The sequence below is a fragment of the Hwangdonia lutea genome, from assembly GCF_032814565.1.
Classification (GTDB): Bacteria; Bacteroidota; Bacteroidia; order Flavobacteriales; family Flavobacteriaceae; genus Hwangdonia; species Hwangdonia lutea.
The window spans coordinates 365880-378644 of the sequence record NZ_CP136521.1 but is presented as its reverse complement, the minus strand read 5'-3'; the positions used below and the strand labels follow the sequence as shown (position 1 = coordinate 378644).

Genomic DNA, 12765 nt, shown 5'->3' with positions numbered 1-12765 from the left:
AAATTGAAATTACTCATCTGTTTTGGTACACGTCCTGAAGCTATAAAAATGGCTCCTGTTTGTTTAGAATTAACTAAACAAAACATACCATTTAAACTATGTGTTACGGCACAGCATAGAGAAATGCTAGATCAAGTATTGGATTTTTTTGACTTAATTCCAGATTACGATTTAAATGTAATGCAACCTAACCAAAATTTAAATACATTAAGTTCTCGGATATTGCTGGAAATGGATACCATTTTAGAAAAAGAAGCTTTTAAAATGGTTTTGGTACATGGTGATACAACCACATCGTCGTTGGTAGCGCTGGCTGCTTTTCATCGTCATATTAAGGTGGCTCATGTTGAAGCTGGTTTACGTACTTATAACAAGCAATCACCATTTCCAGAGGAATTAAACAGGCAACTAACAGGGAGAATTTCAGAATACCATTTTGCACCAACAAAGCAAGCTAAAACAAACCTGTTGCAAGAAGGGGTAAATACACATGCAGTTGTAGTAACAGGTAATACCGTAATAGATGCTTTAAACATTACTTTAGAAAAAATAAAACATGGTTATAACAATTCTTTTATTGAAAAATTAAAAAGAACAATTAATTTTAATAATAATGTAATTTTAGTAACAGGACATAGGCGTGAAAGTTTTGGTGAAGGTTTTGAAAATGTATGCAATGCGCTTTTAGAATTAGCAAACACTAAAGATATTGAAATAGTATATCCTGTGCACTTAAACCCCCATGTTCAAAAAACAGTCTTTAACAGGCTGTCAGGGGTAAGTAATATACATCTTATAGCACCTTTAGATTATCCGTCGTTTGTTTGGTTAATGAGTCAATCTAATTTAATAATATCTGATTCAGGCGGTATCCAAGAAGAAGCCCCTTCATTAAATATTCCAGTTCTAGTAACAAGAGCCACTACCGAACGATTTGAAGGTGTAAAAGCTCAATGTTCTTTTTTAGTAGGAACGGAAACAAAAAAAATTATAGCTACCGCTAAACAAATAATGGGCAAAGAAAGAACTAGTAAGTTATCTAACCCTTATGGTAATGGTGATGCCGCTGTTAAAATAGTTGATTTTATTAAAAATAACCTTATAGATTAATGGCATATAAAATACTAGTTGTAGTCGATTCTATAGATGTTAATGATAGTAGTGGTTCTAAAGCTAATGTAGCATTAATAAAAGGTTTGTTAGATGTTGGTTTTCAGGTATCGGTATATCATTATACTAGAAGGAGCCTTCATATTGAAAATGCCATTTGCTTTGAGATTAAAGAGAAAAAATCAAATATTCTTTATTTATTTAGTCGAGCACAGCGCGTTATTCAAAGAACATTCAAAATAAATTTAGCGAAGTATCTAGAACCATTATTTGGGTTTTCTTTTACGTTTTTTAATGATGTAAATAGTATTAAGGCTGCACTTAGTAAAGTTGATATTTCAAATATAGATTTAGTATTAACATTAAGTAAAGCAGCAAGTTTTAGACCGCATTACGTGATAAATCAATTACCTCGATTTCATCATAAATGGATGGCGTATATTCATGACCCTTATCCCTTTAATAGGTACCCAAAGCCATACGATTGGAAAGAACCAGGTTATAAAATAAAGGAACGCTTTTTTCATAGTCTTTCTAATAATGCAAAATACGCTGCCTTTCCGAGTTTACTGCTAAAAGAATGGATGGGAAAGACATTCAAGAATTTTAATATAACAGGAATTGTTATTCCGCACCAAATTATTAATGTTAATATAAAAGAAGAAGTTCCTCCAGCTTATTTTGAAAATGAAAAGTTTAATGTTTTACATGCTGGGAGCTTAATGAAACAGCGTAACCCAGAAGGTTTAATTAAGGGGTTTCAATTATTTTTAGAAAATAATGTAGAAGCCCAGAGAGATTCTAGGTTAATTTTAATAGGCGGAGCAGATTATCATGAACAGATGATAGAAAATTATGCTAAAAGAATACCTCAGTTAGAAATACATCTAAGAAATATCCCTTTTCAAGATGTTAATTGGCTTCAAAATCATGTTTCAGCAAATATTATTCTTGAAGCTAATGCAGAGGAAAGCCCTTTTTTACCAGGTAAATTTCCACATTGTGTATGGGCAAATAAACCAATTATTCATTTAGGACCAGAGCAAAGTGAAACAAGACGTTTATTAGGTAGTCATCATCCATATTGTTCTGTCATTAATAATGTGAATAACATTGCTGAAATTTTACAACAGCTTTACCTAACATGGAAAGATGCTAATCAAATTTTAACTTTGGATAGGTTGGATTTAGAATATTATTTAGGAAAAAACTATTTGAAAAGTAAACTTGAAGCGATTTTTAATAATGATTGAATTCTCCATATTAATAACCACCAAAAACAGGCTTGATGATTTAAAAAGAACATTAAGTAGCATAGTGCATTTACTTAACCAAAATCATGTAGAGTGTATTATTTGTGATGATGGGTCTTCAGACGGTACGTCTAATTTCATCAAATCCAATTATGACAACATTCGAATAATTATGAATGAGAAAAGTAAAGGGTTGATTTATAGCAGGAACAGATTGCTAAATTTAACTAAAGCAAAATACGCCATAACTTTAGATGATGATGCTCATTTAGTTTCTCAAAATGCATTAGAGTGTATAAAGAGTTATTTTAGTACAAATAAGAAATGTGCCGTAATGGCTTTCAGAATTTTTTGGGGTAAAGTATTACCAGAAAACTTAAATCACTCGCAAAATAATAGTAAGGTTAGAGGTTTTGTAGGATGTGGTCATGCATGGCGATTAGAAGCTTGGAATGATATTCCAAATTATCCAGCTTGGTTTGTGTTTTATGGCGAAGAAGATTTTGCATCCTATCAATTATTTAAGAAAAAATGGGAAGTACATTACACACCAGATATTTTAGTGCATCATAGGGTAGACGTAAAAAGTAGAAAAGGTCAAAAAGATTATGGAATTCGCTTAAGGCGTTCTTTACGGTCTGGTTGGTATTTGTACTTTTTATTTCATCCATTAAAAACTATTCCTAAAAGGTTTTTATATACCTTATGGATTCAATTAAAAACAAAAGTTTTGAAAGGTGATTTTAGAGCCTTGTTAGCTATTTTTCAAGCTTTAGGAGATTTGGTTATTAATACACCACGTTTAGTTAAAAATGCCAATAGATTATCAAGAAATGAATTTACAGTATATTCACAATTACAGGAAACAAAGTTGTATTGGACACCGAATGATTAAATACATTATAAAATGTTTAATTTTTTAAGAAAAGCACTTTCATATAAGCAAAAATTAAAAATAAGATATAAGTTAAGATATTTTAAAGCCTTTTTATATCCTTTTAATTTATCGAAAATAGCAAGGATTCATAAAACAGATAAATATGGGTATCATTTTTATACGCCACATTATCAAAACCATTTTAAAACGTTTAAGTTTAAAAGAAATACCATTTTAGAAATAGGTGTTGGAGGTTATGAAGACCCATATACAGGAGGAAATTCTCTAAGAATGTGGAAATCATATTTCCCATTTTCTAAAATATATGCCTTAGATATTTATGATAAATCATTTCTCCAAGAAAAGAGAATTAAAATATTTAAAGGAAGCCAAGTAGATTTTAATTTTTTGGATGAAATTTTAAAAGAAATAGGAGAACTAGACATTATTATTGATGATGGCAGTCACGTAAACGAACATGTAATAAAAACATTTAAATATCTTTTTCCTAAATTAAAAAAAGGGGGGATTTATGTAATTGAAGATACTCAAACTTCTTATTGGGAAGATTATGGAGGTGATTCAACCAATTTTAATAATAAGAAGACCATATATGGTTTTTTTAAATCTCTAATAGATTGTCTAAATAATGAAGAGTTTATAATAGAAAATTATCAAAAAACATATTATGATAAACATATAATTTCCATGCATTTTTATCACAATATGATTTTTATTTATAAAGGTGATAATGATGAATTATCGAATTATATTGTAAATAATAAAAAGCCAAATGCAGAAACCTGAAATAGGCATATTAACTACAGTAGCTAATTTTGAACTGTATAATATTACATCCCAATACTTCCCAAAAGGAATTAAAAGATATGTGATTGATGGAAGCAATGGAATGCATGGTATTTACAGTATTTTTTATATGTTCAAAAAACTTTCAAAAGAAGGAATAGATTGGTTGATTTTAGCAGATGAAGATGTTATATTTAAGGAAAGTAATGTGGTGTTTTCCATAATTGATAAAATGAAGAAAGAAAAGATTACGGTCTCTGGAGTAAGAGATGGTGGTGTAATTAAACATAGAGCGTATAATCCATTCATGGTAAACACATTTTTTACAATTATAAATTTCAAAGAAATTTTAGCCGATTGGAATTTTAAAGAAGTAAAAAAACATCAATATATACTACCAAATGAATTTACAATTGATAGAAGTGAATTAAAGGGGCAATATGATTTAAATAGTCTTTATGAGCCTTACTATTGTTTTTTTCTTTGGCTAAAAAGAAAAGAAAGGAAGTTTTTATATTTAGAGGGAATCATGTTAGAGGATGATATTTCAAATTCCCTTTTGTTTAATGGAAAAGAATTTGCTTACCATACTTGGTACGCAAGAAGTTATAATGTGAATAAAAAACATACGAAGAGAATAAATAATATTCTATTAAGTTTAGATATTGATATAAATAACGATAATAATAATTCTAATAATTTACATTATAAAATTTATAGAGATGCATTTTTTCATGTAAAAATTAAAATAAAAAAGTATTATACAAGAATAGTAAATAAATTAAGTGGAAAAAGCTATAACATACAGTAATCGAGCAGTATTTGCCAAAGCAAAACTGAATGAATATATACATACATCACCTAATAATGTTGTAAGCGATATAGGGGCTGGATTTGGACATATGCAACCCCATGTAAAAGCTTTAAAAGGCCTATGGCAACCTTTTGATTATGTTAAAAAAATGGAAGCATCTATTATATGGGATTTAAATAATAAAGCTCCAAAAGATGTTGAAAAAGCGGGGATTGTTTTGTTTTTAGAAGTTTTAGAACATTTGGATAACCCATTGTTAGGGTTACAAAATATTTCTGATCATATGGAGAAGAATGGTATTTTAATTTTAACCACTCCAAATCCTCAGTCAAGTAAAAATACATTAAGTTTGTTTTTAAGAGGTGCACTATATGCTTTTCAAGAAAAGCACATTAAGGAAAACCATGTTTTTACACCTTGGAAGCATATTGTATATGAGTTTTTAAAAAGAAGTGGTTTTGAAGTTATAGAATACGCCATTGTAAATATGCAGTATAAAAATAATAAAAGTGCATCATTCAAGGATTGGCTTAAGGCCAAATTGGAATCTTTTATTGAGTATAGAAATCCATTAGCCAAAGGTATGAGTTATGGAATTGTAGCCAGAAAAATAGAGTAAATTTTTCTGACAATTAATTTAAATGTACAACGGTTATTTATTCAATATAATTATGAATACAAAAAAAATAGGATGTATTCCTCTAAGGAAAGGGTCAAAAAGCATTAAAAACAAGAACAAAAGAAAAATGGTTGGACGACCATTGTTCTCTTGGGTTCTAAAAGAGGCCGTTTTTTCAAACTTGGACGAAATTTTTGTGTTTACCGATGATCCAGACATAATAACTTTTGTTAATAATCAGTATGGTTGGACTAATAAAGTAAAAACTATTCTGAGAGATAAAGAGAATGCCAGTGATACTGCTTCAACAGAGAATGCTTTGATTGAGTTTTGTGAAAAAATAGATAATGACTTTCATGTTTTATGCCTGTTGCAAGCCACGTCACCATTAACAACTTCGTCAGATATAAATAAAGTTTTAAAAGTAGTTGCAGATAGCGAGTATGATTCAGCTTTGACCGTGGTTAATACGCATCGTTTTGTATGGAATGAAGAAGGGAAGCCTTTGAATTATGATGTGTTTAATAGACCACTCAGGCAAGATTTTGAAGGCTTATTGGTTGAAAACGGAGCGGTATATGTTACAACCAAAGAAGCGTTTTTAAATTCTAAGAACCGAGTTAGTGGCAACATAGGCTTGGTGAAAATGCCGGAAGAAACTTTACATGAAATAGATAGTGAAACAGATTGGACTATAATTGAAAATTTGTTGATAAACCGTTTAAAAAATCAAAAAGGAACTCAAAAAATCTCGCATTTAGTACTGGATGTAGATGGAGTTTTTACAGATGGTACGGTACTTTATTCAAAGGACGGAGAATTAGCAAAACAGTTTGATATGAGAGATGGTATGGGACTTGAGATATTAAGAGAATACGGTATTGAAATTATAGTAATGACCTCAGAAAACTCAGAATTGGTACAGCAAAGAATGAAAAAATTAAAGATAGAAAATACCTTTTTAGGAATAAAAGATAAATACGCATTATTGCAACACCTTAAATCAGAGCAAAGTTTCAATTTGAATAATATAGCCTACATGGGTGATGATGTAAATGACTTGGCAAATATGTGTAGCGTAGGCTGGTCATTAGCACCAAACAATGCAGTTGATATAGTTAAACAAAATGCCGATGTTATTTTATCTGCAGATTCACTTAAAGGAGCTATTAGAGAAGCATGTGCATTTATTTTGAATTATAATAAAAGATTTTAACCTATTCTATTGTTATGAAAAAATATAATGAACCTTTTGTGATTGCAGAAATAGGGTGTAATCATAAAGGAGATATTGAAATAGCCAAAGAGTTAATTAAAGTAGCAAAAATATTTTGTAATGTACATGCTGTAAAGTTTCAAAAAAGAAATAATAAGGAGCTTTTAACAGAAGCACAATACAATCAGCCTCACCCCAACCCATCAAACTCTTATGGAGAAACTTATGGTTTACATAGAGAATATTTAGAGTTTAATTTAGAGCAACATGCCTTGTTAAAAGCATACTGTGAAGAAATAGGGATTGTTTATTCAACATCGGTTTGGGATGTAACTTCGGCTAAAGAGATTGCATCGTTAAATCCTTCATTCATTAAGATTCCTTCAGCTTGCAACAATAATTTTGAAATGTTAGAGTGGTTGTGTGATAATTATAGAGGAGAGATTCATGTATCAACAGGAATGACAACAAAAGAGGAGATAAATGGAATAGTTAACTTTTTCTGTATAAAAAAAAGAAACAAAGACCTTGTGCTGTATAACTGTACATCAGGTTATCCGGTACCTTTTGAAGATGTGTGTTTGTTAGATATAGAAATACTGCTTAAAAGTTATAAAGATAATGTCAAGCATATAGGATTTTCGGGTCACCATTTAGGAATTGCAATAGATATGGCGGCTTATACCTTAGGCGCCAATATTATAGAACGACATTATACATTAGACAGAACATGGAAAGGTACTGACCATGCCGCCTCATTAGAGCCTATGGGACTGAGAAAGCTAACAAGAGATTTAAACGCAGTATATAAAGCTCTAAATTATAAAAGTGCTGATATTTTACCAATAGAGAAAATACAAAGAGACAAGCTAAAGAATAAGAAAAGTTAATTGCTTTTTTAGACCATTTTATGAATAAAAAAAAAATATTTGTGCTTCTTCCTGATGGTGGCGGTTTAAGAAATTTTGTGTTTTCGTCATTTAATAGCTTAGGCAGTAAAATGGGTTATGATATAACCTATTGGAGTAGTTGTGCTTTTCCAATAAAAGAAACTTTTAATTATAAGGAGCTTAAAATTGGAAACCAATCCACACATCCATTAACACCTATCTATTCCAGGGCAAGAAAGCGTATAGAGTTAAATATATCAAGAAAAGATTTTAATGATAAAGTATATGATACCTATAAGTTCCCATTGAACTTTAAAGGAATTAAAAATTCACTAAAGAGTATATTTATACTATTTCTTATAACTTTTTATGGTTCTAAAAGCGGATTGAATAGACTTAAAAGAAAAGTAGAAAAGCTTGAACGTAAGAATGATAAATATCAATTGTGTAAGCAACAGTTAGAAGAACATAAGCCAGATTTGGTGTTTTGTACAAACCAAAGAAATACCCAGGCATTAAGTGCTTTACTAGCAGCAAAAGATTTAGGTATAAAAACAGTGTGTTTTGTTCAGTCATGGGATAATGTACCAAAAGCCATGCAAGTTCTGGAAACAGACTATTACTTTGTTTGGAGCCATTTAATGAAAAAGGAAATGCTAAAGTATTATCCTTTTATAAAAAAGGAAGAAGTTATTGTTACAGGTACCCCACAGTTTGAAATGCATTATGATAAAGAATTATTACAACCCAAAGACAAATTTTTTAAAAAATACAATCTGGATATAGAAACCAAATACATTTGCTTTTCAGGAGATGATAAAACAACATCACCTTTAGACCAATACTATTTAGAAGACTTAGCCAAAGTAGTAAGAAGCCTAAATTCAAAAGGTGAAAAATTGGGAATTATTTATAGAAAGTGCCCGTTTGATATATCAGATAGGTATAACGAGGTACTTGAAAACAACAAAGATGTTATAAGGATTTTGGATCCTTATTGGAAACAAATTAACAATACGGGAGACATGCTTCCAACTAAAGAAGACTCAGAAATGCTGTATAATGTGTGTGAGCACAGTGAGTTTGTTACCAATGTATGTTCATCAACTGTTTTTGATTTTGTAGCCCATCACAAATCTTGTATATATTATAATTATGAGCAACCACAACTAAAAAAAGGGATACGAGACATAGGTCAAAATTATAATTATGTTCATTTTAGGTCAATGCCTTCTAAAGATGCAGTAATTTTTTGTGAAGATAAAACTCATCTTGAATCATTGGTTTTAGATGTTTTATATGGAAAAAAGTCAAATGTTGCAGTAGGATTAAAGTGGTATAAAATAGTAGTAGGAGAAACACCAACGGAGGCATCGAAAAACATGTGGAGTGCATTAAGTACTATTTTAAATGGTAATAATTAACTACCTAAAAAATGAAAAAAAGAATAGCCGTTATTTGTAACTATGAACTCTTTGAAGATAGAGTGGGTGGTATGGATCGATTTTATGTGGCGTATGATGCAAAAGCCAAAGCATTGGGCTATAAAGTAGATTGGTTTTTTTCAAACCATGAAGCGTTTGATTTTTTTAAGAACTTAAATATTTATAGCCCTAAAGGGCAACAATCTGTAGAGACTTTTTTTAAAGAATTTTGTTCTCAAAACAACAAAGAATATAGTGTTGTAATGACACACTTTATCGAGCTATGTACGCCTTTTTATAAATGGTTGAAAGATTATCATAAAGCCTATGTTTTGGCAGTTGACCATAATCCACGACCATTACATGGCTTTCCTTTAAAAAAGAGACTTAAAAATAGGCTTAAAGGGTTATGGTATTCAAAATATATTGACAAATTCATTGCTGTTTCTAAGTACACAAAAAAGCATATCCTAAATGATTATGGTCATTTTTTAGATAACAAAACTATTGTGGTTTACAATGGTATCGACGTGGAAGGGTTTAAAAAGAGAATCATAAATAATAAAAACAAATTTATTGTTGCGTCTCATTTAAGAGAGTCAAAAGGTATTCAAGATTTAATAAGTGCTGTGTCATTATTGGATGACGACATTAAAAAGCAGATTAAGATAGATGTTTACGGCAAAGGCCCTCACGAGGAATTTCTAAAAGCCTTAACAAAAAAATTAGCTTTAGAACATTGTATAAATTTTAAAGGAAGTTCCTCCAAATTGCATGAATTATTTTGTAATTATGCTTATATGTTACAACCCACCTATATGGAGTGTTTTAGTTTGTCAATTTTAGAAAGCCTCTCAGCAAATGTTCCAGTAATTACAACCCAAGTTGGAGGAAACCTAGAAGTCATTACTCATGAAGATAACGGATTTATATATCTAGCTGGAGATGTAGAAGCACTCTCAAATATTATTGAAAATATTGTATTTCAAAAAAGTGCCATTACCAAGGATGTCAGCACCTTGGTTGAAAAAGAATATTATTTAGATAAAATGGTAAAGCAACACATAAAACTATTACCATGCACATAGCATTTATCACTCCAGAATATCCGCATCCTAAATTAAATAAAGCAGGAGGCTTAGGGACTAGCATAAAAAATCTGGCTGTAGAATTGATAAAAGAGAAACACGAGGTTTCTGTATTTGTGTACAGTCAAAATAATGATGCTATAATTATGGATAATGGTATTGAAATTTATAAAATATCACATAAAAAATATGCATTTCTTGGATGGTGTTTGTACAGAAAGTATTTACAAAAAACAATAAATAAGCATATTATAAACAATCATATAGACATTTTAGAAGCACCAGATTGGACAGGTGTAACTGCGTTTATGAATTTTAAGTGTCCATTGGTAATTAGGCTCAATGGTTCAGATGCCTATTTTTGTAACTTGGATAATAGAAAACAAAAAAAGAAAAACTTTTTCTTTGAAAAGAAAGCACTACAAAATGCGGATAAAATAGTATCTGTTAGTGCATATACAGCAAAAAAAACAAAAGACATTTTTAAACTAAAGCACGATATTCAAGTGGTTCATAACGGTATTAATACCGAGTCTTTCAAACCTATAGATTGTGACATCAATAAAAATCAAATTCTATATTTTGGAACAATAATTAGAAAAAAAGGAGTTTTGGAACTCGCTCATGCTTTTAATTTGCTAGTAAAAATCAAACCAAAAGCCTCTTTAATCCTTTTAGGAAAAGATGTGATAGATGTCTTTGAAAATAAGTCCACTTTAGAATTGTTTTTCAATATTTTATCTAAAGAAGCAGCATCTAAAGTAAATCATGTAAATGAAGTGCCTTACAGCGAAGTTGCCCAAATTATTGCGAAAGCAAATTTGGTAACTTTACCAAGTTTTGCAGAGGCTTTTCCAATGACGTGGTTAGAAGCCATGGCAATGGAAAAAGCATTGGTAACTTCAAATGTTGGTTGGGCAAACGAAATGATGATTGATGGCAAAACAGGTTTTACCGTAAACCCTAAAGAATATGTTGATTATGCCAATAAAATGAAGTTGCTTTTAGAGGATGATAAACTAGCGGAACAATGTGGCAAACAAGCTAGACAAGTTGTTAAACAAAAATTTGAAGCCACAATTATTGCCAACAAAAATATAAGTCTTTACAAAGACCTCGTTAACTAATGAAGTTTAAAACATACATAACATTCAGCGGAGAAGAATTGCTTTATACGGGAACACCCAAAATTAATTTATTGGAAGAACTTGCAACGGGTTTGGGCGATATTTGGCACAGTTCTTTCGAGCAAGGTTATAAAAATGCATTTCCAGAAATCGTGTATCAAACCGCAGTGTTTTTTTGGTATGGTAATGATTTTGATAATCTGGATGAATGTGTGAGTTGGCGTTTAAATCCAAATAATTTTGTGATAAGAAAATCGGTTTGGCAAGCACTTAAAGGGTTTGATACCGATTTTGAAAACCTACAAATGCAAGCTCTGGATTTTGCTTATAATGCACTTAGAAATAATGGTGCCATACCTTTGTATATTAAAGGCTTATTCAATTCTGAAGAAAAAGAAAACGTTGAAATCTCTAAAAAAGATAGATATGTTTTCTATAAAAAGAACTTTAAATTAAGTCATTCATACTATATGTTGTTTCGTCAAGGTATTTGGCAACTAAAAGAATGGCAAGCGTTTAGATATGCCAATAAAAATTTTAAACTAAGAAAGCCAATTGCTCCAATACCTGCTAGAACATTAAATGCCATAGCAGGCAATCCAACAGTAAGTTATATAATTCCAACCATGTTGCGTCAAGATTTCACATTGAACTTGCTTGAAGATTTAAAAAATCAGACCTATAAAGTAAGTCAAGTAGTAGTTGTTGATGCCACGCCTGAAGATAAAAGGGACGAATCATTATATAACCCAAACGATTATCCTTTTGAAATAATTTTTAAATGGCAAACAACCAAAGGAAGTTGTAGGGCTCGAAATGAAGCCATCGACTTATGTACTGGCGACTATATAGTTTTTGGAGATGATGACATTAGAATCCCACCAAATTTTATAGAAAACCACATAAAATTATTGCAAACCTATAATGCTGGTGCATGTAATGGACTGGATATTAGGGCAGATAACCAATCCCAAACTTTAGATGATTTAAAAGATAAACTCGAACAGCTTGATGCCAACAATTTTAAAGTTGGCGCAACGCAATCTTTTAGTAATGCAAATTCATGTGTTAAAAGGGAATATGTGTCTAAACTAGTAGGAAATGATATTAATTACGATGGAGGTTACGGCGAGGATAGCGATTTTGGAATATCGCTAACCAAAATTGGAGCGACTGTCTTATTTAACCCATTTTCCACCAATTTACATTTAAAACCACCGCAAGGCGGTTACAGGTTTTGGGGAAGTCAAGCAAAAATAATAGGTAAAAAAAGAAAAAAGCAACCTTGGGAACTCGATACGCCTGTAAAATGGATAAGACCAGTACCAAGCCCAACTATAATGTATCAATTATATAAACACTTTTCTAAGGAACAGCGAAGAGAGTATAAAAACAAATATTTTTTAAAGTTCTTGTTTCAGGGAAATAAGCTACTGCTGCCATTAAGAGTTCTTAAACTACCATATCGATTAATGCAATTTAATAAAGCAGAATTTTATGCTAAAAAACTAAAGGCTTTAGGAAAAAGAACCAAATAACA

12 protein-coding genes are annotated in these 12765 nt (G+C 30.7%); all 12 read left to right on the top strand.

Annotated features, from left to right (window positions below; translation table 11 throughout):
* Nucleotides 1–3: 3 nt before the first annotated feature.
* Genes wecB through RNZ46_RS01585 form a run of 12 tightly spaced genes read left to right on the top strand, consistent with a single transcriptional unit; the run spans nt 4 to nt 12763 of the window.
* A complete protein-coding gene (gene wecB / locus RNZ46_RS01640; RefSeq protein ID WP_316983652.1) occupies nt 4–1110 on the top strand; it encodes a non-hydrolyzing UDP-N-acetylglucosamine 2-epimerase in 1107 nt (368 codons plus the stop codon).
* The gene (locus RNZ46_RS01635; protein ID WP_316983651.1) at nt 1110–2363 is read left to right on the top strand and encodes a glycosyltransferase family protein; all 1254 of its coding nucleotides are present in this window, start codon (nt 1110–1112) and stop codon (nt 2361–2363) included. Before wecB ends, RNZ46_RS01635 begins: the two co-directional genes overlap by 1 nt.
* Nucleotides 2356–3258 (top strand): glycosyltransferase family 2 protein, encoded by a 903-nt coding sequence (locus tag RNZ46_RS01630; protein ID WP_316983650.1) that lies wholly within the window; start codon nt 2356–2358, stop codon nt 3256–3258. Before RNZ46_RS01635 ends, RNZ46_RS01630 begins: the two co-directional genes overlap by 8 nt.
* Nucleotides 3259–3270: 12 nt before the next feature.
* Nucleotides 3271–4047 (top strand): class I SAM-dependent methyltransferase, encoded by a 777-nt coding sequence (locus RNZ46_RS01625; protein WP_316983649.1) that lies wholly within the window; start codon nt 3271–3273, stop codon nt 4045–4047.
* Nucleotides 4034–4858 (top strand): hypothetical protein, encoded by an 825-nt coding sequence (locus tag RNZ46_RS01620; RefSeq protein ID WP_316983648.1) that lies wholly within the window; start codon nt 4034–4036, stop codon nt 4856–4858. Before RNZ46_RS01625 ends, RNZ46_RS01620 begins: the two co-directional genes overlap by 14 nt.
* The gene (locus RNZ46_RS01615; protein WP_316983647.1) at nt 4833–5480 is read left to right on the top strand and encodes a methyltransferase domain-containing protein; all 648 of its coding nucleotides are present in this window, start codon (nt 4833–4835) and stop codon (nt 5478–5480) included. The genes RNZ46_RS01620 and RNZ46_RS01615 overlap by 26 nt, the downstream gene beginning before the upstream one ends.
* Nucleotides 5481–5532: 52 nt before the next feature.
* Entirely contained in the window at nt 5533–6696 is a 1164-nt protein-coding gene (locus tag RNZ46_RS01610; RefSeq protein ID WP_316983646.1) for a cytidylyltransferase domain-containing protein, read from the top strand.
* Nucleotides 6697–6710: 14 nt separating this feature from the next.
* Nucleotides 6711–7586 carry an N-acetylneuraminate synthase family protein gene (locus RNZ46_RS01605; RefSeq protein ID WP_316983645.1) on the top strand — a complete coding sequence of 292 codons (876 nt, stop codon included), beginning with the start codon at nt 6711–6713 and terminating at the stop codon, nt 7584–7586.
* Between the two features lie 20 nt (nt 7587–7606).
* The gene (locus RNZ46_RS01600) at nt 7607–9010 is read left to right on the top strand and encodes a glycosyltransferase family protein (RefSeq protein WP_316983644.1); all 1404 of its coding nucleotides are present in this window, start codon (nt 7607–7609) and stop codon (nt 9008–9010) included.
* A gap of 11 nt (nt 9011–9021) precedes the next feature.
* Nucleotides 9022–10098: a glycosyltransferase family 4 protein gene (locus RNZ46_RS01595; RefSeq protein WP_316983643.1), complete on the top strand. Its 1077-nt coding sequence runs from the start codon at nt 9022–9024 to the stop codon at nt 10096–10098.
* Nucleotides 10089–11225 carry a glycosyltransferase family 4 protein gene (locus RNZ46_RS01590; protein ID WP_316983642.1) on the top strand — a complete coding sequence of 379 codons (1137 nt, stop codon included), beginning with the start codon at nt 10089–10091 and terminating at the stop codon, nt 11223–11225. Before RNZ46_RS01595 ends, RNZ46_RS01590 begins: the two co-directional genes overlap by 10 nt.
* Nucleotides 11225–12763 carry a glycosyltransferase family 2 protein gene (locus tag RNZ46_RS01585; RefSeq protein WP_316983641.1) on the top strand — a complete coding sequence of 513 codons (1539 nt, stop codon included), beginning with the start codon at nt 11225–11227 and terminating at the stop codon, nt 12761–12763. Before RNZ46_RS01590 ends, RNZ46_RS01585 begins: the two co-directional genes overlap by 1 nt.
* The last annotated feature ends 2 nt before the right edge of the window (nt 12764–12765 follow it).

What these genes read in the sequence shown, in the direction of transcription:
- RNZ46_RS01635 (WP_316983651.1), top strand. Translation starts at nt 1,110, where the DNA reads ATGGCATATAAAATACTAGTTGTAGTCGATTCTATAGATGTTAATGAT.
- RNZ46_RS01630 (WP_316983650.1), top strand. Translation starts at nt 2,356, where the DNA reads ATGATTGAATTCTCCATATTAATAACCACCAAAAACAGGCTTGATGAT.
- RNZ46_RS01625 (WP_316983649.1), top strand. Translation starts at nt 3,271, where the DNA reads ATGTTTAATTTTTTAAGAAAAGCACTTTCATATAAGCAAAAATTAAAA.
- RNZ46_RS01620 (WP_316983648.1), top strand. Translation starts at nt 4,034, where the DNA reads ATGCAGAAACCTGAAATAGGCATATTAACTACAGTAGCTAATTTTGAA.
- RNZ46_RS01610 (WP_316983646.1), top strand. Translation starts at nt 5,533, where the DNA reads ATGAATACAAAAAAAATAGGATGTATTCCTCTAAGGAAAGGGTCAAAA.
- RNZ46_RS01605 (WP_316983645.1), top strand. Translation starts at nt 6,711, where the DNA reads ATGAAAAAATATAATGAACCTTTTGTGATTGCAGAAATAGGGTGTAAT.
- RNZ46_RS01600 (WP_316983644.1), top strand. Translation starts at nt 7,607, where the DNA reads ATGAATAAAAAAAAAATATTTGTGCTTCTTCCTGATGGTGGCGGTTTA.
- RNZ46_RS01595 (WP_316983643.1), top strand. Translation starts at nt 9,022, where the DNA reads ATGAAAAAAAGAATAGCCGTTATTTGTAACTATGAACTCTTTGAAGAT.
- RNZ46_RS01590 (WP_316983642.1), top strand. Translation starts at nt 10,089, where the DNA reads ATGCACATAGCATTTATCACTCCAGAATATCCGCATCCTAAATTAAAT.
- RNZ46_RS01585 (WP_316983641.1), top strand. Translation starts at nt 11,225, where the DNA reads ATGAAGTTTAAAACATACATAACATTCAGCGGAGAAGAATTGCTTTAT.